The organism is Asanoa ishikariensis (assembly GCF_900107455.1).
GTDB lineage: Bacteria > Actinomycetota > Actinomycetes > Mycobacteriales > Micromonosporaceae > Asanoa > Asanoa ishikariensis.
This window is the reverse complement of sequence record NZ_FNQB01000001.1, coordinates 640989-666632: the sequence shown is the minus strand read 5'-3', so window position 1 is coordinate 666632 and position 25644 is coordinate 640989. Positions and strand designations below refer to the sequence as shown.

The following is a 25644-nucleotide window of genomic DNA, read 5'->3' as shown; positions in this document are numbered from 1 at the left end:
ACACCAGAGGGCTCCTCACGTCCTAACCGGGACGTAATGTGCCGTCCGGCGTTCGCCCGTCACAACGCGACAACCGGGGAGGATCATGACGCGCCGGCAGCCCAACCGCCACGACGGCCCGGACATGCGGGTCATCAGACCAGTGGCGTGGGCCGCGTTGCTCACGGCGACCGCCGCTGCGGCCGCCGGTTTCGGCACGCCCGCATTGGCCGTTCCCCGGGCGGCGGATCCGCCCCTGCCCAACACCGTGCCGGACGCCGGTTCCCGCCCGGAGCCGCTCGGCACGATCCAGTTGCCCGGCCAGCCGCCGGCGACGAACATTCCGCAGTTGCCGTCCCCGGTCGCCAGCGGCCCGTTGGCCGCCCGGATCAACGCCAGCGCGACCGAGGTCGCCTTGCTCGGCGAGCGGGTGCTGGAGCTCCAGCAGCAGCGTGACCAGGCAGCGTCCGACCTGTCGCTGGCCGACGCCAACCTGCGAACGATGCGCGACCAGTTGGCCTCCGCCCAGCGCAATGCCGACAGCGCCGCCGCCGACGCGCTCAAGGCCGCGGCCGCACTGCCCCCGGGCATCTACGACCGCGACATGCAGGATCTCGACACGTTGCAACGGATGTTGACCGGTCAGTCGACCGGGCCGCACCCGGAGATCGCCGGCGACGAGGTCGAGCGGGCGCGGCTCGCCGAGCAGAACGCGACCGCCTACTACGCCGCGATGCAGACGAAGCACCAGCAGCTCCTCACCGACGTCGGGTCGCTCGAGAAGAGCCGCAAGACCAAGGAAGACGCCCTGCGCACGCTGCGGGCCGACAACATCGACGCCGTCGAGGCGTACGAGCGTCAGCAGGAGCGCTCCGAGCAGCGGCTCGGCGCCCAGTACATCTCGGGCGAGAGCGTCGCCGGGATGAAGGCCAACGACAAGGCGATGGTCGCCGTCCGGTACGCGCTGGCTCAGCTCGGCGACCCGTACGTCTGGGCGGCCGAGGGTCCCAACTCGTTCGACTGCTCCGGCCTGATGTGGGCGTCCTACCGGGCGGCCGGTTTCCGCGACCTGCCCCGCGTGGCCCGCGACCAGTACTACTACAGCCGAAACCGCAGCGTGTCGCGGTCCGCGCTGCTGCCCGGCGACCTCATCTTCTTCGCCTCCGGGTCGAGCTGGCAGAGCGTGCACCACGTCGGCATGTACATCGGTGGCGGCAAGATGGTGCACGCGCCGACCACCGGCGACGTGGTGAAGGTGTCGACGGTCTGGTGGTCACGGTTCTACGGCGCCACCCGGATCTTCCCGGCGCAGCAGGCCGCCACCCCACCGCCCACCACGCCGCCGACGAAGCCTCCGACCAAGCCTCCGACGAAGCCGCCGACCAAGCCGCCGGTGACGAAGCCTCCGGTGGATGTGCCGACCAAGCCACCGACGGAGCCGCCGCCGACCACCGAGCCGCCGCCGACGACGGAGGCGCCGACCGATCCGCCGGAGGAGACCACAGCTCCGCCCACCACGGACGAGAAGGAGCCGACCACGCCTCCGGCGACACAGGAGGACGTGCCACCGACCGACTCGGCCGCCACGCCGACCGGCACGTCAGGGAGCTGAGGCCACTTCCCGGCATGCCGGGGTGTGCGGTTGTGCCACGATGTGACATTGGCACGCCGCGCCGGGCGTACACGCGCGCGTCCGGCGGCGGGCAGGGAGGCAGCGATGGACGAGAAGCCGCAGCAGTCCAACGACGCACAGATCGACGAGTCAGCGCCGCCTAGCGGCCTGGCCGCCGATCTGCCGCCGCTGCCCGCGCCACCACCGGTGGGCACGGTGCTGCCCAAGTCGGCTGGGGAAGAAGAGCTACCGGAGGCGTACGAGCCGCCACCGCCGCCGGCCGACGGCGGTGCGCTCTGGCCCGACCCCGCGCCCGGTTGGACGCGGCCGACGCCCGTTTCGGAGATCTCGCACATCCCGACGGCGCCGGCCGGTGCCACGACGACCTCCGCCGTCGGGCGGGCGTCGGTGCGCACCAGCACGGCGCCGGACGCGGAGCACGTCGCCGCGCCTTCGGTGCCCGGCACCTACCGGGCCGGCGAGAGCGCCGCGCCCGCCGAGGCACCGCTCCCGACCAGGGCCGCCCCGATCACACCGGTGGCGGCCAAGGGGCCGGTGCCGCCGCTGGACCGGCGGGTGCCCAAGGTCCCGGTCGCCGACGAGTCGCCGTGGTCCGGCTTCGCGGTGCCGTTCAACAAGGCGGAGCAGGAGTCGCCCGGCTACGTCCGGCCCGAGCCGGCCGCCGGCCCCAGCGCCACCCCGGCCGCACCGGGCTACTCGCTGCCCGGGGTCGAGCCGGTCGCGACCGAGGGCGACCCGGCCGCGTCCGCGATTCCCGCACAGCGCTCCGGCTGGTCGGCCAGCACGCCGCCCGCGGCCGCGCCGCTGGCGGCCGGCGAAGCGGTCGGCCAACCGGTCGAAGCGGCCAAGCCGGCCGGGGTCGTCAAGGCGCGCGTCACCGTGCCGGGCGCCCGGAGGCCGTCCGCCGCGGACCTTCCTTACGGAGTGCCGTCCGTCAGCAGCGGCAGTGCCCGGGTCTACCGGGCCGGCGAGGCCGACCTGGGGGGTGGTGCTCCGAAATCCGGTTCCGGCCCGGCCGAACCCGACCCGGAACCTGAGCCGGACCGCCCTCGACCGGACGAGCCGCGGCCTGACCAGCCAGAACCGGCGCCGGACGAGCCGAAACCCGCCGAGCCGGAGCCTGGACCGGGTCCCGATCGCCCCGTGCCCGGTCGGCGGCCCACCCCGCCTCCGGAGCCGACGCCTGAGCCGCCGCTGCGCCCGCAGCCGCCGTTCCCCGGCCCCGAGCCGGCGCCGTCGCCGTTCCCGGCGCCCGGCCCGACACCGAGCCCGGCGCCCGGCCCGACACCGAGCCCGGCGCCCGGCCCAGGCCCGACACCGCCCGGCCCACCGCCGGTGCCGCCGTCTCCGGTGCCGCAGCCGCCGCCCTCGCCGGTCCCACCTGTGCCCGAGCCGCAGCCGCCGACTCCCCCGGGCCCGCCGGTGCCGCCACCCGGTCCGCCACCGGGCCCGTCACCCGCCCCGCCGTTCCCACCGCCACCGGTGACCGCTGCGGCCGCGTCGACGACACCTGCCCCGGCGCTGCCGAGTTGGCCTGAGTCGATCAACCCGACCGCGCCGGGCACCTCACCGGCGGCGGCCGACTACCACCGGTGGGCGCAGGGTCAGCGGCCCGGCCGGCTCTACGGCCAGTCGGACGAGCCGCCGGCGCAGATGACGACGGCCTATCCCGCCGCGACGCTGGACAACTCCGGCTCGCTGACCGGCCACATCCTGGCCCAGGGGCGGTCCGAGCCGGCCCCGGCCAAGCGCAGCTACGCCAAGGTCGGCCTGTTCCTCGCGGTGGGCCTCGGCGTGCTGATCGGCATCGGGGTGCTCGTCGTCCTGTTCGTCAGCAACTCGATCACGGGGTTCCTCGGGTAACTCGCGGGCGTGATGCCGCACACGGGTAGCCGCCTCGATATGACGTCAGGCGGCCACGCACCGTACACTCGTCAAGTTCATAGACCGGCGCGTTTCCGCGCCCCATGGGCGATCTTGCGAAGCGTGCACCCTGAACTTTTGATGTTGACGCGCGAGATGGCCCGCCCACGAGAGGCCCCACTTGACCGCGTTTGCTGACGCCAGCACGTTTCCGTCCATCTTTGACCCGTCTGCCGCGCCCGAGGGCACTGAAACAGCCGAAGAAGGCTTCGCGGCGCTCGGCCTGCCGCAGAAGTTGGTCCGGGCCCTGGCCCGGGAAGGCATTGTCACCCCGTTCGAGATCCAGAAGGCCACCGTCCCGGACGCGCTGGCCGGCAAGGACGTGCTCGGCCGCGGCCAGACCGGCTCCGGCAAGACGCTCGCCTTCGGCCTGCCGGTGCTGGCCCGGGTCGCCCGCGGCGAGCGGGCTCGGCCCAAGCACCCGCGCGCACTGGTCCTGGTGCCCACCCGCGAGCTGGCCATGCAGGTCAACGACGCACTCCTGCCGCTGGGCAAGGCGCTCGGCGTCTTCCTCAAGACCGCGGTCGGCGGCGTGCCGTACGACCGTCAGATCGACGCGTTGCAGCGCGGCGTCGAGGTCATCGTCGCGACCCCGGGCCGCCTCGGCGACCTGATCAACCGCGGCATCTGCTCGCTCGACGACATCGAGGTCACGGTCCTCGACGAGGCCGACCAGATGGCCGACCTGGGCTTCCTGCCCGAGGTCACCGAGCTCCTCGCCAAGACGCCGGCCGGCTCCCAGCGGCTGCTCTTCTCGGCGACCCTGGACAACGACGTCGACTCGCTGGTCAAGCGGTTCATGACCGACCCGGTCACGCACTCGACCGAGCCGGCCTCCGCCTCCGTCACGACGATGGATCACCACCTGCTGCTGATCCCGCCGCACGACAAGTTCCAGGTCGCGGCGTCGATCGCCGCTCGGGACGGCCGCACGATGATGTTCGCCCGCACCCAGATGGGCGTCGACCGGCTGGTCGAGCAGCTCGCGGCGGTCGGTGTCCGGGCCGGCGGCCTGCACGGCGGCAAGACCCAGCGGGCCCGCACCCGCACCCTCGCCGAGTTCAAAGAGGGTCGGACCACCGTGCTGGTGGCCACCGACGTCGCCGCTCGCGGCATCCACGTCGACGGGGTCACGCTGGTCGTGCACATCGACCCGCCGCGCGACGCCAAGGACTACCTGCACCGTGCCGGGCGCACCGCCCGGGCCGGCGAGTCCGGCTCGGTGGCCACGCTGGTGCTGCCCAAGCAGCGCCGCAGCACCCTGGCCATGCTCGGCAAGGCGGGCGTCGAGCCCGCCGAGACCCGGGTCCGCTCCGGTGACGCCGCGCTGGCCGAGCTGACCGGCGCACGGGAGCCCAGTGGCGTCCCGGTGAAGCCGGACCTCGAGCCGCGTCGGCCGCAGCGCCCGAACGGCGAGCGGCACGGTGGCGGCAGCGACCGCCACGGCTTCCGCGGACCCCGCAGCGGTCCGCGCAGCGGCCCGCGCCGTACCCACTAGATCGCCGGACCTTCGGTAACGTGATCGCATGGCCACGTTGCCGAAGGTTCTGCTGTGGACTCGCACCGACCTGCCCGGCGCCGAAACCGTCGTCTTCGACGATCGGCGCGGGCTGGTCGCGCGCGGCACCCAGCAGGCGGTCGACCCCATCCCTTTCCTGGCCCGCTACGAGCTGATCGTCGACGAGAACTGGCAGACAGCCCGGCTGGACGTCAGCGTCGAGGGTGCCGGCTGGATGCGGACGGTCCGGTTGCAGCGGGCCACCGGCCGCTGGCGGGCCACCACCGGCGAGCAGGGTGATCTGGACGCGGCGCTGGTCGCCGCCGGTCAACGGCGGGTCGGCATCCCCGGCATCGATGACGCCTCCCGGCTGGAGCGCGCGCTCGACGTCGACCTGGGTGGCTCACCGCTGACCAACACCTTGGTGATCCGCCGGCTGGGTCTGCTCAACGCCGCGCCCGACCGGCCCCACACCGTGGTGACCGCGTGGGTCCTGCTGCCCAGCCTGGAGATCGTCGCGGGCGAGCACACGTACACGCCGCTGGGTGGCAAACGGATCCGCTACGAGAGCGACAGCTTCCGCGCTGACCTCACGGTCGACGACGCCGGCTTCGTGGTCGACTACCCGGGGCTGGCCAAGCGGGGTTAACCCCGCCACTGCCCGGAGGCCAGGAAGCTCTCCAGCACCCGCAGGTGCGGTGCCAGGTCGAGGCCGGCCGCGGCCACCCATTCGTCGGCGTAGTAGGTGTCGGCGTAGCGTTCGCCGCCGTCACAGAGCAGCGTCACCACCGAGCCGGGTACACCGGCCGCGCGCATCTCCGCGATCAGGGCGAAAGCGCCCCACAGGTTCGTACCCGTGGAGCCTCCGACGCGGCGGCCGAGCACCGCGGAGGCCGCCCGCATCGCGGCCAGCGACGCCGCGTCCGGCACCTCGAACATCCGGTCGACGACGTGTGGCTGGAACGAGGCCTCGACGACCGGGCGGCCGATGCCCTCGATCCGCGACCCGCGGCCGGTGCTGACCGACCAGTCGCCGGCGGCGTACGCGGGATAGAAGGCCGAGTTCTCGGGGTCGACCACGCAGATCTTGGTGGGATACCGCTGATACCGGACGTACCGGCCGATCGTCGCGCTGGTGCCGCCGGTGCCCGCGCCGACCACCACCCAGGCCGGCAGCGGGTGCCGCTCACGGGACATCTGGTTGAAGATCGACTCGGCGATGTTGTTGTTGCCACGCCAGTCGGTGGCCCGCTCGGCGTACGTGAACTGGTCCATGAAGTGGCCGCGGAGGTCGGCGGCGAGCCGACGGGCGGTGTCGACCGCCGTGGACGGGTCGTCGACCAGATGGCACTTGCCGCCCTGGAACTCGATCAACGCGATCTTCTCGGCCGAGGTCGACGCCGGCATCACCGCGATGAACGGCAGGTCGAGCATCCGGGCGAAGTAGGCCTCGGAGACCGCCGTCGACCCGGACGACGCCTCGACGACGGTGGTGCGCGGGCCGATCCAGCCGTTGCAGAGCCCGTAGAGGAACAGCGAGCGGGCCAGGCGGTGCTTGAGCGAGCCGGTCGGGTGCACCGACTCGTCCTTGAGGTAGAGGTCGACCCCCCACTCCCGCGGCAGCGGGAAAGGCAGCAGGTGGGTGTCGGCGGAACGGTTCGCGTCGGCTTCGACCGCGCCGACCGCTTCGGTCACCCACGCCCGATCAGCGGCGTCACATCGGTCGAGCTGTTCCATGGGTGCAGGCTAATCCGAGTGTGGCGACAACGGACGCGGGCGGTTCTCCCACTTGGCCGACAGGGCGATCGCGGTACGCGTCGAAGCCACCCCGGGTGTCCGGTTCAGCCGCACGATCAGGCGCTCGAGCTCGGCGATCGTGCCCACCCGCACCGTCAGCAGGAACGACTCGACGCCGGCCATGAAGTAGCAGGTCTCGATCTCGGGCAACTCGCGAAGGAGCTCCTGGAGGTCGTCGGCGTCGGTGGTCGACTCCTCGACGACGCTGATCAGCGCGGTCACGCCGAGCCCGATCGCCTCGGGGTCGATGTCGGCCCGGTAGCCACGCACCACACCGGACGATTCGAGCTTTCCGACCCGCTCGTGCACCGCCGGTGCCGAGAGGCCGACCTGTCTGGCCAGTTCGGCGAAGGACAGCCGGGCGTTGGTACGCAACAACTCCACGAGTCGCAGGTCGATGGCATCCACGTCCTGTAGACCCTAACCGGGGCCGGGAGTGGACGATTCGCCGGTCCGCGTGAAACATGGTCAAAGGAGAGTACGGCTCGCAATTTTACCGAGGATCTTCCCACATAGTGCGTTTTCCCCGATTCCAGGACAGTGCACTCTCACGGTGCTCTAATGGCCGTACGTCCCTATGAAAGCCTCTCGCGCACTGCCGGGGCGCACATCTGAGACCAGTTCGAGAGGCTTTCGCTGACGCGAGGAGGGGACCGTGGACACTGGAGACCGTCTGCTGACGCCGGGCGAGGTGGCTGCGCTCTTCCGGGTCGACCCCAAGACCGTGACGCGATGGGCTGCGGCGGGCCGAATTGGGAGCATCCGGACACCAGGTGGACACCGACGCTTCCGGGAGTCCGAGGTACGTGCCTTGCTCGAGGGCGAAGGCGTACTCGACGACCTCGATGACGGCGCGAACCGTTCGCCGAACTCAGGGCCGCCACAGAGCGGCAACCACGGGCCGACGAACGCCGGCCTGCACTGACGGCTCAAGCGTCCGTCTGGGGCCCGCTGGGCGGGTTCCCGGACGTACCGCCGATGACGCCGGTCCAGCGTGGCGAAAGATCATGTGCGACGCCGATAGCGTCGAGGATCTTGCCAGCCACGAAGTCGACCAACTGGGCCGCCGTCGCCGTCGCACCCGCACCGTAGAAACCCGGGCTCGCCGGCAGCACGACCGCGCCGGCGGCGTCGAGTTCCAGCAGGTGCAGCAGGTGACTGCGGGTCACGGGGGTCTCCCGGGGCACCAGCACCGTCGGGCGCCGCTCCTTGAGGTTGACCTCCGCCGCCCGCTGAAGCAGGTCCTTGGACAGGCCCAGGGCGATGCCGGCGCAGGCCGCCGTGCTGGCCGGAACCACCACCATGCCGCGCACCGGGTACGAGCCGCTGCTCGGCCCGGCCGCGAGGTCGCCGGCAGGCCAGAACAATAGGTCGGCTCCGCCCAGGTCGCGGCCGAGCCAGCGGGCCAGGTCGTCCTTCCAGTGCCCGTCGCGCAGCGGTGACCCCGTCTCGTCGAGGATCGTCAGCCGAGCGGCCCGGGACACGACGAGATCGACCGGCTCCCCGGCATCGATCAACCCGCGCAGCACCGAAGCCGCATATGGCGTACCAGATGCTCCCGAGACCCCTACCACCCACGGCGTTCGCATACGGTCAAGCCTATGAGCCGGGCGTGCCCCACCCGGCCCGCCCTCGGGAGGCCGCTGCCCATGGTGACGCCCGGTCTGTTCTGCCCCATCCCGCCGCGGATCTCTCCGCACGCCGACGCCGCGCAGAACTGGTTGACCGGTTGGATGACCGAACGGGGCATCGCGGCCGAGACCGCCGAGCGGCTGCGCCGCAGCGGCTTCGCCCGCTACGCCGGCCGCCTTTACCCGGACGCCGACGAGACCGACCTGCGCCTGGTGACGGCGCTGTTCACCTGGTTCTTCCTACTCGACGACACCGTCGACGGCGACGCCGCACCGCCGCTGCACCAGGTCCGCGCCACCGTCGACGGGGTCTTCGCCACCATCGACAGCGACGGCCGGCAGCCGGCACCCGGGCTGAGCGAACCGATGCGGGCGATGCTGCTCGACTCGTGGCGGGCGATCACCGGCGACCTCTCCGAGATGTCGGTCGACCGCATCAACGACGCGCTGCGCCACCACCTCGACGGCATCCTGGTCGAGGCCAGCAACAAGTGGGTCGGCCGCCGCCCCGGCATCGTGGAATACATCCAGCTCCGCCGGGCCACCTCGGCGGCCTACGTGTCGTACGCCCTGATCGAGTTCGCCGGCGCGGGACGGATGCGGATCCCGGAGGCGGTCTACCACCACCCGGTCCTACGCGAGATCAGCGCGGCCGGCAACGACCTGCTCTCCTGGTTCAACGATCTGCTGTCGCTGGAACGCGACGAGGACGTTTCGGCGGGACACAACCTGGTGCTGGCCACGGCCCGGGAGCGGGGCCTGGCCCGGGACGCCGCCACCCGTGAGGTGATCGGCCGCTGGCAGGAGCGGATGACCCGGTTCGTCGAGCTACGCGCGGCAGTGCCGGCCTTCGGCACCCGCATCGACGCCGCGGTCCGCCGCTACGTCGAGGGCGTAGCCGACTCGGTCCGCGGCACGATCGACTGGTCGCTGGAGTCCCCCCGCTACCCGATGCCCACCGTGGTCGAGGAGTGGGTGGGCAGTCGGGCCTAAGCGCCGAGGCCCTGGAGGGCGACCAGGTCCAGGAGGGCGAAGGCGAACAGGACGATGCCGATCACGCCGTTCGCGGTGAAGAAAGCCCTGTTGACTCGGGACAGGTCCGTGGGCTTCACGATGGCGTGCTCGTAGACCAGGACGATCGTGGTGATCGCGACCCCGGCGCCCCAGAGCCAGCCCAGGTCCGCCAGCAGGCCGAACCAGATGTAGAACGCGACCGTGACCACGTGGGTCACCGCCGAGATGATCAGGGCGCCGCGTACGCCGTGCTTCACCGGGACCGAGCCGATGCCGATGCGACGGTCGGCCTCCAGGTCTTGCACCGCGTAGATGCAGTCGAAGCCGCCGATCCAGGTGCCGACCGCGACGCCCAGCACGAACGCCGGCCACGACCACTGCCCGGTCACGCCGATCCAGGCGCCGACCGGGGCCACCGCCTGCGCCGCGGCCAGGAAGAACTGCGGGTAGTTGGTGAAGCGTTTCGCATACGAGTAGATGACCAGCAGGAACAGCGCGATCGGCGAGAGGACCAGGCAGAGCGGGTTGAGTGCGGCCGCCGCGCCCTCGAAGACGACCAGGGACAGCAACAGGCCGATCCAGGCGGTACGCAGCGACACCTCGCCGGTGATCAGCTCGCGCTTGGCGGTGCGCGGGTTCTGCGCGTCGATCCGCCGGTCGATGATCCGGTTCGCGGCCATCGCGACCGTCCGGGCCCCGACCATCGCGATGGTGATCAGGACCAGGGTGTCCCATTGCACGCGGCCGCCGTCGAGCCGCATGGCGGCCAGGGCGGCGACGTAGGCGAACGGCAGAGCGAAGATCGAGTGCTCGATCATCACCAGCCGCATGAAGGCCCGGACCCTGTTCGGGGCCGGTGCCGCCACGGCGACCATCAGATGCCGTACTCCTTCCACCGCTTGTCGACCAGCGCCGTGATCTCCGGCAACATGGTCATCTCGTCCGGCCAACCGCGGGTGTAACCCTCGGTCGGCAGCTTGCGGGTCGCGTCGACGCCCGCCTTGCCACCCCAGAACTGCTGGTACGACGCGTGGTCGAGGTGGTCGACCGGCCCCTGGGTGAGCACCAGGTCGTGCGCGTAGTCGACGTTGCCGAACGCGCGGAACGCCACCTCGGCGTAGTCGTGCACGTCGCAGTCGTCGTCGACGACCACGATCAGCTTGGCCAGCGAGAGCAGGTGGGCGCCCCAGACCGCGCTCATCACCTTCTGCGCGTGCTTCGGGTAGCGCTTGTTGATCGAGACGATCACGCAGTTGTGGAACACCCCGGCGGACGGCAGGTCGTAGTCCACGATGTCCGGGATCAGCAGCTTGAGCAGCGGCAGGAAGATCCGCTCGGTGGCCTTGCCGAGCCCGTGGTCCTCCTGCGGCGGCTTGGACGTGATGATCGACTGGTAGACCGGGTCGCGCTGCGTGGTGATGCACTCGACGTGCAGCACCGGGAACGGCTCGACCGGCGTGTAGAAGCCGGTGTGGTCGCCGAACGGACCCTCGGGAAGCCGCTCGCCGGGCTCGATGTAGCCCTCGATGATGATCTGCGCCTGCGCCGGCACCTGCAGCGGCACGGTCAGGCAGTCGACCATCTCGACCCGCTCGCCGCGCAGGAAGCCCGCGAAGAGGTACTCGTCGATGTCGCCCGGCAGCGGAGCGCTGGCGGAGTAGCTGACCACCGGGTCCGCGCCGATCGCGATGGCCACCGGCAGCCGCTCGCCGCGCCGCTCGGCGACCGCGTGGTGCGCGGTCGAGTCCTTGTGGATCTGCCAGTGCATGCCGAGCGTGTTGTGCGAGTGCTGCTGGAGGCGGTAGAGGCCCAGGTTGCGCTTGCCGGTCTCCGGGTGCTTGGTGTGGGTCAGCCCGAAGTTGTGGAAGATCCCGCCGTCGCCCGGCCAGACCTGGAGCCCCGGCAGCCGGTTGAGGTCGACGTCCTTGCCCCGGTAGACGACCTGCTGGCAGGGCGCCGTCTTGACCTTCTTCGGGGGCACGGACTTGAGCTGAAGGACCTTGCCGAGCCCGTCGCGGATCCCCGACCAGCCCACCGGGAGCTCGGGCTTGACCAGCGCGCCGATCCGGTCGCCGACCTCGTCGAGCGACTCGACGCCCAGCGCCATAGCGGTGCGGCGCTCGGTGCCGAACAGGTTGATCGCGACCGGCATCTCGCCCCGGGTCGGCCGTTCGAACAGCAGGGCCGGCCCGCCGGCCCGGACGGTGCGGGTCACCACCTCGCTGATCTCCAGCGTCGGGTCGACCGGCACACCGACGCGCCGCAGCTCACCGGCGCTCTCGAGGGCGGCGATGAAGTCCTTGAGGTCCGGATACGGAAAGGCGCGGGCCATAGGTAGCAGTCTCGCCTATGACCCGCGCCGCACCGTCTCGGCCCCCTGCTCAGAAGGTCAGGTCGGCTGCGGAGTCCGGCAGGCCGCCCGCGGAGCCGACGTAGACGCGGTCCGCGGCGACGCCGTCGGGCGGGGTCAGCCGCTTGGTCACCGCGCCCGACAGGTCGACGATCAGGACCTGCTCGGCCTCGGTGCGGGCGTCCGAGGCGCGGAAGACCAGGTGATCGTCGTCGGACCAACCCTGGAAGCTGCCGGCATCGGGAACGGCGAACCGGGCCTCGACGGCGCCGGTGTTCGGACCGACGATCGCGACCGAGAGGGGCGAGTCTCTGAAGGCCGGCCCCCACAGCGCCAGCCGCCGCCCGTCGGGCGAGAACGCCGGTGTGCCCCACAGCGCATCATCCGGCACCTTGAGAGTGCCTCGCTCGTGGCCGTCGAGGCCCATGAACAGCACCTCCGCCGCGACATCGTTGGTGCCCGCCTCGTTCGCGCTCGACGGCGTCAACGCGAACCCGGTGCCGTCCGGCGTCCACCCCAGCCCTACGTCACCGGTGGAGACACCGGGGACCGCCACGAACTCGGCGCGCAGGGTCTCCGCGTCGACCGCCACCACGCCCGCCGGGGCGGCCTGAGGCGAGAACCGAAACAGAATCCGCCCGCCGTCCGGCGACCACACGCCGTCGCCCTGGGCGCCGGGGAACCGAGGCACCTGCCCGGCCTCGATCCAGCGGACCACGTTGGTGGCGCGATCCATGATGCCGAGCCGGCTCGGGTGGTCTCCGCTGTTGTCGCCAGTGCTGATCAGCACCCGCTCCCCGTCGGGCGACGGGACCACGGACGGGAACGGAAGGCGGCGGTAGGTGCCGGTGGCCGCGTCGAGCAACAACGAGTAGTTGTAGGCCCGACTGCCATCCTCGACGGCCCAGTCCCGGATGCCGCTGTAGGCGACGACGACCGAGCCGCCGGGACCTCCGGCGGGCTGGGCGCCGCGGTCACCGACGACAGCCATGCCGCCGACCAGCGCGACGCACAGCGCCAGCCCGGCCGCGGCACCGAACCGGACATGCCTGCGGCGCCGGGCCCCGGCCAGCGCCGACCGCGCCAGCCCTTGCGGCGGAGGGCCGTCGTCGGCGAGCCGCTCGAACGTCTCCCGCAACGCACCCGTGAGTCGGTCGTTCATCGCCGCACCTCCTGCTTCGTGGCGTCGGCCATGGCGAGCTCAGGCGCGAGCTCGCGCAGCCGGGCGAGGGCGCGAGCGGCCTGGCTGCGCACGGTCGACTCGGTGCACCCGAGGATCTCCGCGATCTCCACGTCGGGGCGGTCTTCGAAGTAGCGCAGTGCCAGCACCGCCCGGTGCTTGGGCGCGAGCCGGCGCAGCGCCTGTCGCAGGGCTAGGTGCAGGTCGACCGTCGCGGTCGGGTCGACGCCGACGGCCGTCTCCGGCACTTCATCGGTGCTGACCTCGCGGTGCCGGCGTAGCCCCCGCCACCAACTGGTCTGCTGGCGATAGAGCGCGGTGCGCAGGTATGCCTCCGGCGCACCGGAGCGGATCCGCGGCCAGTGCCGAGCGCCCTTGATGAGCACCGTCTGGAGTAGGTCCTCGGCCTGCTGGCGATGTCCGGTCAGCGCCAGCGCGGTGCGGAACAGCGCGTGCGACCGGGCGCCGACGAACTCGCTGAACTCCGCCTCGAGATCAGCGTCCATGCGCCTGCCCGTCTCTCATACCCCTGACAACGCCGCCGGGGCGGCGGCTGCTGCTTGGGTCAGGAAACTGCCTGTGCGCGGATGGCGTCGGCGACCTCGTCGGCCCGGGTGTGCCTACCGGACCAACTGGCCACGTTGGACTTCTGCACCGCCCAGGCGGTGATCGCGCGGCCGTCGCGGGTCTCGATGCGCAGGCCGCCGTAGCCGGTCTTGGCGTCGGTGATCTCGGCGAGCGGCACGCGTCGGGTGCGCAGCGGGTTGCGCACCTCGACGTCGGTGCCGGTCAGGATCACGGCCGGCCGCAGCGCGAACAGCAGCGGCACGAGCACGGCGGCCAGGCCGAAGCCGAACCCGTACCAGATGCCCAGGTCATAACCGTCCCGCGCGCCGGCCAGCGCCGCGCGGACCATGACCCACAGCCCGAAGGCCATGAACACGATGCCGATCACCCGGCCGGCCGGCGATACCCGCCACGTGTGTCGCATCGGGACAGGATAGTGATGGACCTCAGATTGGCGGTGACAGGTAGAAGCCCGCCTGGTCCACGACCACATCGACGGTGGCCGCGCTGCTGTTGAAGACGAGGAACGAGTTGTCGCCCAGGCCGACGGTGACCAGGTTGGCCACGGTCTGGCCAGCGGTGAAGTTGATCGCCGACGCCGTCGGGCGGTTCTGCTCGAACGGGTAGACGGTCAAGTAGCCAGCGGACTTCGTGCCGGTCACGGTCACATTCGCCACGATGGCGCCGGCACCGCACGGGTGGCCGGAGCACGCCCGCTTGTCCACCGAAACTCGCACCGCCTGGCCGGGGCCGACCGGTTTGCCGCTCGCGCGCGTGTCGAGGATCCGCGTCGGGAAGGTCGGCAGATAGGTGTTCGTGCCAGCGGACGCGAACGCGGCGGTCATGTCAGCCACCACGTGTACGGTGCCCGAACCACCGTTCGCCAACGCGATCTTCCCGTCGACCACCGGGGCGATCACCATGTTGTTCACGGTCGCACCGGCGACGAAGTTGAGGTTCGACGCCGTCGGCACCGCACCGCCCGGCGGGAACACGGTGATGTGCCCGCTCTGGGTCGGCTTCGTCACCGTCAGGTTCAGGGCGACCGCGGTCGTGCCGGCGGGCAGCCAAAGCCCCGCGTCTATGGTGACCCGGCCCTGTGGGCCGATCGGGGTCGTGCCCGGCACTCCGATCGCGTTGCGGGTGTCGAGCAGCCGGGCCGGGGCCATCGCCTTCATGCGCTTCCCGGCGTTGCCGTAGTAACCGGCGACGTCCGCGAGCACGTGCACGGTGCCCGAACCGCTGCTGGAGAAGCGCACCTTGCCCTCGCTCACCGGCACGGTCACCAGGTTGGCGATCGTCTGCTTGGCAACGAAGTTGATGTTCGACGACTCGGGCCTGTTTCCGGGCGCCGAAACAGTCAGGTAGCCGTTGGCGGTGGGCTGGGTGACGGTGACGTTGAGGACGACCGCGTCCGCTGTCGAGAACGGCGCCGGCAGCGGCAGCACCAGGTCGCTGTTGGGTCTCATCGGGGCGCCGCCGCCGGACCGCGTGTCGAGCACCCGCTGCGGGGTCGAAGGGGTGAACGAGGAACCGAGCACGGTGCACGGCGAGGACTGGTGCAGCGGCGGGCGGGAGCGGAACCCATCCGTGCTGAACACGACGGAGGCGCACGCGACGCCGGCCCGAGGGTAGGTGAAGGCGGCGTAACCGCTGTCAGTGAGGACGGTTTCCGCCGAGGGCGTGTTGATCATCTGGATGGAAGCCGTCCCGCCGCCCCGAACGGCGCTGGTCAGCCACGGGTACTCGGCGTTCACATAGACGATAGCTTCCAGGCTTCCAGGGTTCCCGTAGTCGAGTACCCAACGGATTGTTGGCGCGACCTTCGGCTCGGGCAGCAGTTCCACTGAGCCGCGGTCGAGGAACGCTCCGCCGCTGTTGGGAACGTCCGGCTTGTCGGCCGCGGGGTTACCACGCAGGTCGGGGCCGTACAGACCTGGCGCGGTCGCGAGCGCGGAGTCGATCGCCGGAGAGTCGGAGCCCAGGCCCCAGCCCACGTTCGTCGATTGGACGGTGACGAGCTTCGGGTCGGCGGCGATGTCGTGCGTGCCCTGCCCGGTGGCGGCGGCGAAGGCGGCCGGATTCGGATAGGTCGTGCCGGCCCAGGAGTAGAGCGGCCCGCCGTGCACCGGGTCGAGCAGGTTGTAGTCGAGCTGGCTGTCTGTGGCGGCCACGCCCTCGACCGTGAGCGGAATCGCGCTCGCCGGCAGCGGCGCCTCGGGCGGGGTGCAGGCTCCCGGGCGGTCCGGCAGGTTGGTCCTAACGATCGAGTTGTAGAGGCCGAACCCGGCCGAGTCGCCGGTGACCGCCACTCCGACCAGACAGTCGGTCACGATCGTGTTGTTGGTGATGGTCGTCCGCGGCGCGTCGGCGATGGTGATCGCCGCCGGTGCGCCGGTGAACAGGCGGTCCAGCATGACGCTGTTGCGGCTCAGAAGGGTGTCGGTGACGCCGGCACCCACCGCGAAGACCTGCGCCCGATATCCCCTGGCCACCATGCGGCTCACGGTGACCCGGTGCGAGTCACCCCGGATGTCGACGGTGGGAGCCGACCCGGTGTTGGCCCACCCGTTGGTGACGGTGACGTCGCTGGAGTCCTCGATCAGCACGGCCGACTTGGACCCGTCAACGACGATGTCGAACCCGTCGACAACCACGTGTTGAACGGCCGAGAGGTGGACACTTCGGACTCTTGTGCGCTGGCCGTAGCCCCGGAATCCCTTGATCGTGATCGGCTGGCCCAGTAAACCGGACGTGGCGACCACGACATCGCCCCACTCGCCCGCCGTCACCTCGACGGTCTGACCCGGCTGGGCCGTCCTGACGGCTTCGGTGATCGAGCAGAAGGGACGCTCCGGGCTTCCGTCCATGACGGTGTCGCAGCGCTGCGTGACGTGGATGGTGTCCGCAGGTTCGGCGGCGTCGGCACCGGCCAACGGGAGCGCGACCGTCGTCAGGAGCACGGCGGCGATCAGCGGCGCCAGCCCGCGGCGCAGACGGGACATGGTGCTAGGCCACCGATCCGAAGTAGAAGCCGAACTGGTCGACGAACACCTCGACCGTGGTCGAGCTGCTGTTGAAGATCATGAAGGAGTCCTCAGCGACGCCGACAGTGGCCTGGGTGGAGACCGTCTGGCCCTTGTTGAAGTTGAGAACGGACACGACCGGCTTGGGCTGGCCGTACGGGTAGATCGACAGGTAGCCCGCCGCCCCGGCGTTGTCGACGGTCAGGTTCGCGACGACGGCCGTACGCGGCTCGCAAGAAGTGGATCCGCAGTCGCTCTTGTTGACGAAGACCCGCGCCGACTGTCCCGGCCCGATCAGCCCACCCGCGTTCTGGCCGGGCTCGAAGAGATGCCTCCGGTACGTAGGCAGGAACGTCCCGCCGGCGCCGGGCGCGAACCAACCCGCCAGGTCGGCGATCACGTGCACCGTGCCCGAACCACCGTGTGCGAGAGCGATCTTCCCACCGACCACCGGAGCGATCGCCATGTTGTTCACCGTCTGACCCGCGACGAAGTTGAGGTTCGACGCCGTCGGCACCGCGGAACCGTTCGGGAACAGGGTGATGTGCCCGCTCTGGGTCGGCTTGGTGACGGTCAGGTTCAGCACCACCGCGGTGGTGCCCGCCGGCACGCGGGACGACACGTCGACAACGACCCGGCCCTGCGGGCCCACCGGGCTCGTACCCGGCACGCCGACCGCGGACCGGGTGTCGAGCACGCGCGCCGGCGTGGCGGCGGTCAGGCCGTTCGGCGTGTTGGCGTAGTAGCCGACCAGGTCAGCGAGCACGTGCGAGGTGCCAGCACTGTCGTTGTAGATCGACACCTTGCCGTTGCGGACCGGGACCGTCACCAGGTTGGCGATCGTCTCGTTCGCGACGAAGTGCAGGTTGGCACCGACGGGTTCAAACAGGTCGGACCGCATGACCCGCAAAGAGCCTGGGCTCTGCGGGTTGGTCACGGTGACGTTGAGAACGACCGCGCTGGCGGTCGCCGCCGCACCAGGGATGGCGAAGTCGACCTGTTGGCCGCCCGACAGCGGTGTGGTGCCGGGACGGCCGATCGCCGACCGCGTGTCGAGCACCCGCTGCGGGGTGACAGCGGCATAGCCGCCGCCGAGCATCACGCAGGGCGAGTCGTAGTACGCCGAGGCGGCGGTGGGGAACCCGTAGAGGCTGAGGATGACCATGGCACAGGCCGCGCCCGCGTTGCCGAAGGTCAGCCGCGCACTCCCGGTCCGGTTGATCACCGTGGCCGGGCCGTCGCCACGAAAACTGAACGTTCCGATCGGGCCATCGGTCGGCCAGGGGTAGGTCCGCGTGGTCGTGACGACCGCATCGAGCGCGCCGCCGCCGGCCGCGTGGACGATTTTCGAGGAGACGGTGGGAGTCGGAACGACCTCCGTCGCGCCACGGTCGACGTAGCCACCGCCGCCGTTGGCCGCGTCGGGGTTGTCGGCGTGCGCGTTGCCGCGCAGGTCGGTCGCCGGGAGCCGCGGGGCGGTGGCCAGAGCGGAGTCGATGGCCGGCGAGCCGGGGCGCAGGCCGAACGAGGTGTCGGCGACGCCGGCCAGCTTCGGGTCCGTCTTGAGGTCGTGCGCCGCCTGCCCGGCGGCGGCGTGGAGCGCGCTGGGGTCGGCGAACGTCGCGCCGGCCCAGGAGTAGAGCGCCCCGCCGTGTCCGGGATCGATGACGTTGTAGTCGATGGTTCCGTCGGAGGTCGCCGCGCCGGCGACCGTCACCGGCACCACGTTCGCGGGATCGGGCGCGGGTGAGCCCGAGCACCGGCCCGGCGTGCTGACCGTCGTGGTCCGCACGATGGAGTTGACCAGGGCGAACCCCGCCGATTCACCACTGACGTCAACGCCGGCGAGGCAGTCCGTCACGATCGTGTTGTTGATGACCGTGGTCCGCGGCGCGTCGGCGACGGCGACGGCCGGGTAGGGCGCGACCCCGGTGTACCGGATACCCCTGACGCTGTTGGCAGCCAACAGAGTGTCGGTGGCGCCCCCGCCGACCGCGAAGGCCGGCCCGCGGCTGACGTTCGTGAGTGTGGAGCTGACGGTGACCCGGCGCGAGTCGCCCTTGATCTCGACACCCGGCCCCGACGAGGCGGTGATCCGGCCGTTGGTGAACATGACGTCGCTGGAGTTCTCGACCACGACGCCAGGTCCGCCGGTGTTGGTCAGGAAACCGTCGACCACGACATCGTGCACACCCGCGAAGTGGAAGGCCGGCTCACCGATGATCGTGACGGCGGTGCCCATGCTGCTCGGCCGTGCGGCCAACGTGATCGGCTTGCCGGGCTCGCCGGAGCGCGGCACCTCGGTACCGAAATAGGTGCCTTCGCGGACGGCGATGGTCTGGCCGGGCACGGCGAACGCGATCGCTTGCGCGATCGTGCAGTACGGCTTGGCCTCACTGCCGTCCTGCGCACCGCCGCAGGACATCGTGGCCACGTGGATGGTGGACGGCGGGTCCGCCGCCGCGGCGGCGGTCCCGCCGGTGACGGCCAGGCCGGCCGTCACCAGGACGCCGGCGGTTACGAATGCCAGGAAGCTGCGCTTCATGTTGCTAGCTCACCGATCCGAGGTAGAGGCCGGTCTGGTCGATGGAGACCTCGACGTTGCCGGAGCTGCTGTTGTAGACCATGAACGAGTCCTCGTGCAGGCCCACGGTGACCTGGCTCGCGACGATCTGGTGCGCGGTGAAGTTGACCGCCGACATGACCGGCCTCGCCTGGCCGTACGGGTAGACGGACAGGTAGCCGCCGGACTGCGGCAGGATGGCGGTCACGTTCGCGACCACGGCTGTGCGCGGCTCGCACGGCGTCGACCCGCATTCGTTGGCGTTGACGAAAACCCGCAGCGTCTGACCCGGTCCGACGGTCACACCGTCGATGTGGCCAGGCCGCGCGAGATGGATTGGGTAGGTCGGCAGGAGCATGTCGCCAACACCCGGCGCGTACCAGCCGGAGAGGTCGGCGATCACGTGCACCGTGCCCGAACCACCGTGCGCGAACGCGATCCTGCCGCCGACCACCGGCGCGATCACCATGTTGTTGACGGTCTGACCGGCCACGAAGTTGACGTTCGACGCCGTGGGCACCGCAGCCCCTGGCGGGAACAGCGTCACGTGGCCGCTCTGCGTCGGCTTCGTGACCGTCAGGTTGAGCACCACCGCGGTCGTGCCCGCCGGCACCCGTGACGACAGGTCGACGGTGACGCGCCCCTGGGCGCCCATCGGGGCGGTGCCGGGCACGCCGATCGCCGAGCGGGTGTCGAGCACCCGGGCGGGCGTCGCGGTCCGCAGCCCCGAGTCGCCGTCGGCGTAGTAGCCGACCAGGTCCGCGACGACGTGAACCGTGCCCATGCTCTCGTTGGAGATCGAGGCCTTGCCGTCGCGGACCTGTACGGTCACGAGGTTCGCGATCGTCTGGTTGGCGGCGAACTGGACGCTGTAGCCGTTCGGCTCGTACCCGGGCTCCCGATAGACCTTCAACGCCCCGGCGGTCGTCGGCTTGGTCGCCGTGACGTTGAGGACGACCGCGCTGGCGGTGGCGGCCGGAGCCGGCAGCGGAACCTGGACCTCGCCGTTGCGATACACCGGCGTCGTGCTCGGAACGCCGATCGCCGATCGGGTGTCGAGCACGCGGCGCGGGGTGACGGCCGTGTAGGCGGCGCCGAGCATCATGCAGGCGGAGTCGTACTGCGGTTCCGCTGAGCCGCGGAACCCGTCGAGGCTGAACTGGACGACGGCGCACGCGTGGCCGGCTTCTTCGAACGAGAACCGCGCGATGCCGGTGCGGTTGACGATCCGCTTTTCGTTGCTCTTGTGAAGCGTGAACGTGCCGACGGGTCCGTCGGTCGTCCAGGGAGAGGTCGCGGTCGCGGTGGCAACCGTCTCGAACGCGCTGCCGCCCGGCGCCCGGACCATCGTCGAGCGCAGGGAGGGCGCTGGCACGAACTCGACGGCCCCGCGGTCGACAAAGCCCGCTCCGGCGTTCGCCGTATCGGGCTTGTCGGCGTGCGCGTTGCCCCGCAGGTCCGTGGCTTGCGTCCCCGGCGCGTCGGCCAGAGCCGAGTCGATGGCCGGTGACTCGGCGGTCAGCGTCCAGCCCGCCGCCTGCGGGTCCGAGACGTTGGCGAGCTTCGGGTCGGCGCCGATGTCATGCGCGCCCTGCCCGGTCGCGGCGGCCAACGCTCCAGGGTTCGGGTAGGTCGTGCCGGCCCACGAGTACAGCGACCCGCCATGGCCGGGGTCGATCACGTTGTAGTCGACGTGCGCGTCGGTGGTCGCCGACGCCGTGACCGTCACGGGTGTCACGCTCGCCGGATCAGGTCCGGACGAGGCCCCGCACCGGCCGGGGGTGCCGACCGCGGTGGTACGCACGATCGAGTTGTAGAGGGCGAACCCGCCGGAAGCGCCCGTGACCTCGATGCCGGCAAGGCAGTCGGTCACGATCGTGTTGTTGGTGACGGTCGTGTTCGGGGCATCCGTGACGGCGACGGCCGGGTGCGGCGGGTATCCCGGTGCCCGCGTCGATCGCACACTGTTCTGCGCCAGCACGGTGTCGGTGGCGCCCGCGCCGACCGCGACGAGCGGTGCGCGCATGCCCAACGCCGACATGCCGCTGACCGTCACCCGATGCGAGTCGCCCTTGATGTCGATGCCGATCACCGTCGGCGAAAGAATCCAGCCGTTCGAGATCGTGATGTCGCTCGAGCTCTCGACCACCGCCGGGGTAAGGCCGGAGCCGACCAGATAGAACCCGTCGATGACGACGTCGTGTACTCCGGAGACGACGAAGGCGTTCCCGGTGGCAGCGCTTACGACCCGCACCTGGCCGCCGGCGCCGCGGTATCCGACGTACCTGATGGGCTTGCCCGGCTGCCCGGACCGCACGACCACCGACTCGGTGTAGTCGCCCTTGTCCACCGCGATCGTCTGCCCGGCTACCGCGACCTCCGCGGCCTTCGAGATCGTGCAGTAGGGGTTGGCCTCGGACCCGTCCGGCGCGCTGCCGCACACCTTCGAGACGAAGATGGTCGAGGCCGCCGCAGAGGCGTTCCCGGCGATCGCCGTGAATCCGGCCGTCGCCAACGCACCGACGCACAACAGCGCCAGGCCGCGAAGAACGCGCATCTCACTCCCCCGTCAGAAATGATCATCAGGAGGTTAGCGAGCGGATCGGCCCAACCCAACAGCCGATCGGTTGAATGTCAGAGGCCGCCGTACGAGTGGAGGCCTGTGAAGAAGATGTTGACGCCGAACAGGTTCATCAGCATCGTCAGGAAGCCGAGCACCGCGATCCAGGTCGCCGTCGTCTGCTTGACGCTCGGCGTGGCCCGGGCGTGCAGGTAGCCGGCGTAGACGACCCAGGAGATGAACGCCCACACCTCCTTGGGGTCCCAACCCCAGTACCGGCCCCAGGCCGACTCCGCCCAGATCGGGCCCGCGATCAGTGCGCCGAAGGTCCAGATCGGGAACGCGAACGCGTGCAGCCGGAACGAGAGCCGCTCCAGCACGCCGGCGGCCGGAAGGCGCTCGCCGAGGCTGAACGGGAAGCTGTGCCGGCCCTTGTCGTAGCCGGAGCGGATGAGGAACAGGCCCGCCGGCACGAAGCCGATCAGGAACACGCCCGACGAGATGGCCACGGCTGTGACGTGGATGGCCAGCCAGTACGAGTCGAGGGCCGGCACCAGCGGGCCGACCGGCACGTAGAGGAGCAGGCCGGCGACACCGAGCAGGACCACCTGGGTCAGCGCGACGTACAGGCCCAGGTGGCGCAGGGCCGGGCGCTGGAACATCACGATGATCCAGGCCACCGCGGCGACCGAGGTGGCCGCGAGGACGTACTCGTACATGTTGCCCCACGGCAGCCGGTGGCCGGCGACGCCGCGGAAGATCAGCGATCCGATCTGAGCGGTCGCCGCGAGCACCAGCACGGCCCCGGCCAAGCGGCTGGCCCAGGACGGCCGGCCGGGTGAAGGCTTCCGCTCTTCTGAGACGACTTCGACCACCGGCGGGCCACCGGCGCCGACGAGCTCGCGCGTCGCGACCTTGGCCACCGCGCCGCGGTCGCCGAACGCGTACACGGCGGCGTAGCAGATCATCGCCACGAGGTAGCTGAGCATGGCCACTACGAGCAGCGTGTCCGACAAGGCGGCCATCAGGTCTTCTCTCTCACGGCGGCGACGGTCGAAGCGAACTCCTCGGCGAAGCCGGGGTAGTCGGTGCGCGGCAGGCCACCGGCCTCGAGCAATCTACTACTCGATGTCGGAGACGGGGAAGTCAGGCGGAAGAAGACCCGGCGACGTTTCCCGAACAGGGAGCCCATCAGGCCGCCGAGCGCGAGCACCGCGGCGACGAGCGCGATGCCCTGGCCCGGGTCGTGCCGCACCGACAGCACGATGTATTTCTTGGTGCCCACGAACTGCACCGTCGAGCCGTCGTCCAGCGTCCAGCTCTCGCCGGGCTTGAGCAGCTTGCCCTCGCCGACCGGCTTGAGTCGGCCCGTGTTGATCTGGGCCTGGTCGAGCCGGTAGACCGAGCTAGGGATGCCGGCGTCCAGGCCCAGGTTGCCGCGATAGGCCGTGAGCAGCAGCCCCGGGTTGTTCTCCGCCGGGAAATCCGAGCGCAGAAACGGCGCTTGGGCAGGCGCCGTCGGCATGTAGATGCCGTCGAAACCCATCTGCAGGTTCGCGTCGCGCTTGCCGGTCGACGGGTCGACGTTGGCGTCCGGGAACGAGATCGCGCCGGTGCTGGTCTGCATCCCGTCGATGGACAGGAACGGACCCTCCTTGGTCTGCGTCTTCCCGAACCGGTCGGTGTAGCGCAGGATCGGCGCGTAGCCGTGGCCCAACAGGTAGAGGGAGGCGCCGTCGAGCCGCAGCGGGTCGTTGACGGAGAAGGTCGAGCTGTGGGTCGGCCCGTCGCCCTCGACGGTCACCGACGCACGGAAGTGCTTGGGTTGCCCGCTGCTCTGGAACGACGCCTCGAAGTCGTCGAGCGTCACGCAGAACGGTGGCAGCTTGCCCTCGTCGACGCGCGGGCCGAGCTTCGACTCGTCGTACTGCTGGAGGCTGTTGCAGAAGCCGGAGTCCTTGCCGGTGACCAGGATCCGGTTGCCGTGCCAGCCGTACCAGGAGCCGAGCGCGACCGCGACCAGCACGGCCAGCAGCGAGCAGTGGAAGACCAGGTTGCCGGTCTCCTTGAGGTAGCCCTTCTCGGCCGACACGCTGTCGTCGCTGACGACGACCCGCCAGCGCCGCTTGCGCAGCGCCGCCGCGACATCCGACAGGTCGCCGTCAAAGTCGGGAACCTCGGCGTGGTGCGGCAACCGGTCCAGCCGGGCCGGCGCCTTCGGTGGCCGCGACCTGATCGCCCGGTAGTGGTCGCGCAGGCGCGGCACCACGCAGCCGATCAGCGAGGTGAACAGCAGCAGGTAGATCGCGGCGAACCACGGCGAACCGAAGACGTTGAACCCGTCGACCTTCGCGAGCCAGGGCGCCAGCGTCGGGTGCTCGCGGTAGAAGTTCTGTACCTGCTCGACGGCGACGTTGCTCTGCGGCAGCACCGAGCCGGGAATCGACGCGACGGCGAGCAGGAACAGCAACACCAGCGCGGTACGCATGCTGGTCAGTTGCCGCCAGAGGCGGCGGGCCAGGCCGACCAGCCAGTTACCCCAGCCCGGCCGCGGCGGCGGTTCGGTGGCCGGTGCGGGCCGAGTTTCCGTGGTGGTCATCAGATGCCGATGCTCCCCGGGCCGACGCTGCTCTGCAGCCAGATCAGGAAGCTGTTCCAGCCGCCGGTGATCAGCGCCAGACCGATCAGGATCAGCAGCGCGCCGCCGACCCGGGTGACCCACTTGCTGTTGCGTCGGATCAGCTTGAACAGCCCGAGCAGCCGCGTGAAGAACAAACCGAAGAGCACGAACGGGATGCCCAGCCCGAGGCAGTACGCGACGGCGAGCACGACGGCCCGGTCGACCTGGCCCGACGTGCCGGCCAGCAGCATGACCGAGCCCATCGTCGGACCGACGCAGGGCACCCAGGACAGCGCGAACACGGCACCGAAGACCGGGGCGGCGAGCAGGCCCGCCTTGGGCAGTGCCTGGATCCGCAGCTCGCGCTGGAAACCCGGAATGACGCCGAGGAAGGCCAGCGCCAGCACGATGATCACCGAGCCGACGACGATCTCCAGGACCCGGCGGTGCTCGACCATCGCCCAGCCGACCCGGCTGACCAGCACCGCGACCAGCACGAAGACCGTGGTGAAGCCGACGATGAAGAGCATCGTGCCGGCCAGCACCCGGCTGCGTTCGCGGACCTTGCGCTCGAGCTCGGTGCCGGCCAGGCCCGTCACGTAGGAGAGGTAGCCGGGCACCAGCGGGAGCACGCACGGCGACAGGAAGCTGACCAGCCCGGCCAGCGCCGCCCCGCCGATCGCGAAGAACAGCGGGCCGCTGGTGGCCAGGTTGCCGAAGGTGTCGCCCATCAGGACGCCTCGGCCGCGACCCGCTCGACGATCGGCTGGAGCTGGTCCTTGGTGACCGCTCGGCGGATCACGTACGCGATGTCGCCGTCCCGGTCGAGGATGATCGTGGCCGGGATCGAGTTGGGCGGGATCTGGAAGCCCAGCGCCAGCTTGCTCGACGGGTCGAACACGCTCGGGTACGCCACCCGCTGGCTGTGGAAGGCGAGCGCGGCGTCCCGGCCGTCGCGGATGTTGATGCCGAGGAAGTCGACGCCGCTGCCCTTGGTTGCCTCGTAGACGCCCTCGAGGTCGTCGATCTCGGCCCGGCAGGGCGCGCACCACGATCCCCAGAAGTTGACGACGACGACCTTGCCGGCGCTCGCGGCCGAGTCGTAGCTGCCGCCCTCGAGCAGTTCGCCCTTGACCTCCGGCGCGGCCGGGCGCTTACCGACGGTGCACTCGATGAAACCCTCGCTGGAGGTGCCGCACAGGTCCTTCCAGCTATCGCCGCCGCGACCGGTGACCACGTACACGATCGCGGCCACCGCGACCGCGGCGACCGCTATCCCGACGAGGAGCCCACGACGGCGCAC

General features: G+C 70.8%; 21 protein-coding genes. 6 read left to right on the top strand and 15 right to left on the bottom strand.

Annotation, left to right across the window (positions count from 1 at the left end; all coding sequences use genetic code 11):
• Nucleotides 1-85 precede the first annotated feature (85 nt).
• The 4 genes from BLV39_RS03115 (at nucleotide 86) to BLV39_RS03100 (ending at nucleotide 5682) form a co-directional block, all read left to right on the top strand.
• Complete coding sequence (locus BLV39_RS03115) at nucleotides 86-1591, top strand: C40 family peptidase (RefSeq protein ID WP_090786882.1); 1506 nt, start codon at nucleotides 86-88, stop codon at nucleotides 1589-1591.
• 105 nt (nucleotides 1592-1696) lie between these two features.
• Nucleotides 1697-3475 carry a hypothetical protein gene (locus BLV39_RS03110; RefSeq protein ID WP_090786880.1) on the top strand — a complete coding sequence of 593 codons (1779 nt, stop codon included), beginning with the start codon at nucleotides 1697-1699 and terminating at the stop codon, nucleotides 3473-3475.
• A gap of 217 nt (nucleotides 3476-3692) precedes the next feature.
• Nucleotides 3693-5033 carry a DEAD/DEAH box helicase gene (locus tag BLV39_RS03105; protein WP_090791076.1) on the top strand — a complete coding sequence of 447 codons (1341 nt, stop codon included), beginning with the start codon at nucleotides 3693-3695 and terminating at the stop codon, nucleotides 5031-5033.
• A gap of 28 nt (nucleotides 5034-5061) precedes the next feature.
• Nucleotides 5062-5682 (top strand): putative glycolipid-binding domain-containing protein, encoded by a 621-nt coding sequence (locus tag BLV39_RS03100; protein WP_176984748.1) that lies wholly within the window; start codon nucleotides 5062-5064, stop codon nucleotides 5680-5682.
• Here BLV39_RS03100 and cds1 read toward each other — a convergent pair.
• A complete protein-coding gene (gene cds1, locus BLV39_RS03095; protein ID WP_090786877.1) occupies nucleotides 5679-6770 on the bottom strand; it encodes an L-cysteine desulfhydrase Cds1 in 1092 nt (363 codons plus the stop codon). The two genes, BLV39_RS03100 and cds1, sit on opposite strands and share 4 nt — an antisense overlap.
• Nucleotides 6771-6779: 9 nt before the next feature.
• Nucleotides 6780-7238 (bottom strand): Lrp/AsnC family transcriptional regulator, encoded by a 459-nt coding sequence (locus BLV39_RS03090; protein ID WP_090786875.1) that lies wholly within the window; start codon nucleotides 7236-7238, stop codon nucleotides 6780-6782.
• Nucleotides 7239-7485: 247 nt separating this feature from the next.
• Between BLV39_RS03090 and BLV39_RS03085 the strand changes: the two genes are divergently transcribed.
• Complete coding sequence (locus tag BLV39_RS03085; RefSeq protein WP_090786872.1) at nucleotides 7486-7755, top strand: BldC family transcriptional regulator; 270 nt, start codon at nucleotides 7486-7488, stop codon at nucleotides 7753-7755.
• Nucleotides 7756-7759: 4 nt separating this feature from the next.
• Here BLV39_RS03085 and BLV39_RS03080 read toward each other — a convergent pair whose 3' ends face one another.
• Complete coding sequence (locus BLV39_RS03080; RefSeq protein ID WP_090786869.1) at nucleotides 7760-8419, bottom strand: UbiX family flavin prenyltransferase; 660 nt, start codon at nucleotides 8417-8419, stop codon at nucleotides 7760-7762.
• 12 nt (nucleotides 8420-8431) lie between these two features.
• On the opposite strand from BLV39_RS03080, the gene BLV39_RS03075 reads away from it, so the two are divergent.
• On the top strand, nucleotides 8432-9454 hold the full coding sequence (locus BLV39_RS03075; protein ID WP_239083685.1) for a terpene synthase family protein: 1023 nt from the start codon (nucleotides 8432-8434) through the stop codon (nucleotides 9452-9454).
• Here BLV39_RS03075 and mqnP read toward each other — a convergent pair.
• From mqnP to BLV39_RS03015, 12 genes are all read right to left on the bottom strand, one after another.
• Nucleotides 9451-10350 (bottom strand): menaquinone biosynthesis prenyltransferase MqnP, encoded by a 900-nt coding sequence (mqnP, locus tag BLV39_RS03070; protein WP_090786863.1) that lies wholly within the window; start codon nucleotides 10348-10350, stop codon nucleotides 9451-9453. The two genes, BLV39_RS03075 and mqnP, sit on opposite strands and share 4 nt — an antisense overlap.
• Nucleotides 10350-11807, bottom strand: a complete 1458-nt coding sequence (locus tag BLV39_RS03065) for a menaquinone biosynthesis decarboxylase (RefSeq protein WP_090786859.1) — start codon at nucleotides 11805-11807, stop codon at nucleotides 10350-10352. Before BLV39_RS03065 ends, mqnP begins: the two co-directional genes overlap by 1 nt.
• A 49-nt stretch (nucleotides 11808-11856) precedes the next feature.
• Nucleotides 11857-12987, bottom strand: a complete 1131-nt coding sequence (locus BLV39_RS03060) for a TolB family protein (protein ID WP_090786857.1) — start codon at nucleotides 12985-12987, stop codon at nucleotides 11857-11859.
• Nucleotides 12984-13511 (bottom strand): SigE family RNA polymerase sigma factor, encoded by a 528-nt coding sequence (locus BLV39_RS03055; protein WP_090786854.1) that lies wholly within the window; start codon nucleotides 13509-13511, stop codon nucleotides 12984-12986. The genes BLV39_RS03060 and BLV39_RS03055 overlap by 4 nt, the downstream gene beginning before the upstream one ends.
• 59 nt (nucleotides 13512-13570) lie before the next feature.
• Complete coding sequence (locus BLV39_RS03050) at nucleotides 13571-13996, bottom strand: PH domain-containing protein (protein WP_176984747.1); 426 nt, start codon at nucleotides 13994-13996, stop codon at nucleotides 13571-13573.
• A 22-nt stretch (nucleotides 13997-14018) separates the two neighbouring features.
• Nucleotides 14019-16577, bottom strand: a complete 2559-nt coding sequence (locus tag BLV39_RS03045; protein WP_090786848.1) for a right-handed parallel beta-helix repeat-containing protein — start codon at nucleotides 16575-16577, stop codon at nucleotides 14019-14021.
• A gap of 4 nt (nucleotides 16578-16581) precedes the next feature.
• Nucleotides 16582-19143, bottom strand: coding sequence for a right-handed parallel beta-helix repeat-containing protein (locus tag BLV39_RS03040; RefSeq protein ID WP_090786845.1), 2562 nt, complete (start codon nucleotides 19141-19143; stop codon nucleotides 16582-16584).
• 4 nt (nucleotides 19144-19147) lie between these two features.
• Nucleotides 19148-21718, bottom strand: coding sequence for a right-handed parallel beta-helix repeat-containing protein (locus BLV39_RS03035; RefSeq protein ID WP_090786842.1), 2571 nt, complete (start codon nucleotides 21716-21718; stop codon nucleotides 19148-19150).
• A 77-nt stretch (nucleotides 21719-21795) separates the two neighbouring features.
• A complete protein-coding gene (ccsB, locus tag BLV39_RS03030) occupies nucleotides 21796-22746 on the bottom strand; it encodes a c-type cytochrome biogenesis protein CcsB (RefSeq protein WP_090786838.1) in 951 nt (316 codons plus the stop codon).
• Nucleotides 22746-24320, bottom strand: a complete 1575-nt coding sequence (resB, locus tag BLV39_RS03025) for a cytochrome c biogenesis protein ResB (RefSeq protein ID WP_090786835.1) — start codon at nucleotides 24318-24320, stop codon at nucleotides 22746-22748. Before resB ends, ccsB begins: the two co-directional genes overlap by 1 nt.
• Nucleotides 24320-25072, bottom strand: coding sequence for a cytochrome c biogenesis CcdA family protein (locus BLV39_RS03020; protein ID WP_090786832.1), 753 nt, complete (start codon nucleotides 25070-25072; stop codon nucleotides 24320-24322). Before BLV39_RS03020 ends, resB begins: the two co-directional genes overlap by 1 nt.
• Nucleotides 25072-25644: a TlpA family protein disulfide reductase gene (locus tag BLV39_RS03015; protein WP_373315318.1), complete on the bottom strand. Its 573-nt coding sequence runs from the start codon at nucleotides 25642-25644 to the stop codon at nucleotides 25072-25074. The genes BLV39_RS03020 and BLV39_RS03015 overlap by 1 nt, the downstream gene beginning before the upstream one ends.

Bases quoted from the DNA above. Each gene is read 5' to 3' on its own strand.
- BLV39_RS03055 (WP_090786854.1), bottom strand. From the start codon at position 13,511: ATGGACGCTGATCTCGAGGCGGAGTTCAGCGAGTTCGTCGGCGCCCGG.
- BLV39_RS03110 (WP_090786880.1), top strand. From the start codon at position 1,697: ATGGACGAGAAGCCGCAGCAGTCCAACGACGCACAGATCGACGAGTCA.
- BLV39_RS03050 (WP_176984747.1), bottom strand. From the start codon at position 13,996: ATGCGACACACGTGGCGGGTATCGCCGGCCGGCCGGGTGATCGGCATC.
- ccsB (WP_090786838.1), bottom strand. From the start codon at position 22,746: ATGGCCGCCTTGTCGGACACGCTGCTCGTAGTGGCCATGCTCAGCTAC.
- BLV39_RS03080 (WP_090786869.1), bottom strand. From the start codon at position 8,419: ATGCGAACGCCGTGGGTGGTAGGGGTCTCGGGAGCATCTGGTACGCCA.
- mqnP (WP_090786863.1), bottom strand. From the start codon at position 10,350: ATGGTCGCCGTGGCGGCACCGGCCCCGAACAGGGTCCGGGCCTTCATG.
- BLV39_RS03115 (WP_090786882.1), top strand. From the start codon at position 86: ATGACGCGCCGGCAGCCCAACCGCCACGACGGCCCGGACATGCGGGTC.
- BLV39_RS03035 (WP_090786842.1), bottom strand. From the start codon at position 21,718: ATGCGCGTTCTTCGCGGCCTGGCGCTGTTGTGCGTCGGTGCGTTGGCG.
- BLV39_RS03045 (WP_090786848.1), bottom strand. From the start codon at position 16,577: ATGTCCCGTCTGCGCCGCGGGCTGGCGCCGCTGATCGCCGCCGTGCTC.
- BLV39_RS03020 (WP_090786832.1), bottom strand. From the start codon at position 25,072: ATGGGCGACACCTTCGGCAACCTGGCCACCAGCGGCCCGCTGTTCTTC.
- BLV39_RS03100 (WP_176984748.1), top strand. From the start codon at position 5,062: ATGGCCACGTTGCCGAAGGTTCTGCTGTGGACTCGCACCGACCTGCCC.
- BLV39_RS03065 (WP_090786859.1), bottom strand. From the start codon at position 11,807: ATGGCCCGCGCCTTTCCGTATCCGGACCTCAAGGACTTCATCGCCGCC.
- BLV39_RS03060 (WP_090786857.1), bottom strand. From the start codon at position 12,987: ATGAACGACCGACTCACGGGTGCGTTGCGGGAGACGTTCGAGCGGCTC.
- cds1 (WP_090786877.1), bottom strand. From the start codon at position 6,770: ATGGAACAGCTCGACCGATGTGACGCCGCTGATCGGGCGTGGGTGACC.
- resB (WP_090786835.1), bottom strand. From the start codon at position 24,320: ATGACCACCACGGAAACTCGGCCCGCACCGGCCACCGAACCGCCGCCG.
- BLV39_RS03040 (WP_090786845.1), bottom strand. From the start codon at position 19,143: ATGAAGCGCAGCTTCCTGGCATTCGTAACCGCCGGCGTCCTGGTGACG.
- BLV39_RS03075 (WP_239083685.1), top strand. From the start codon at position 8,432: ATGAGCCGGGCGTGCCCCACCCGGCCCGCCCTCGGGAGGCCGCTGCCC.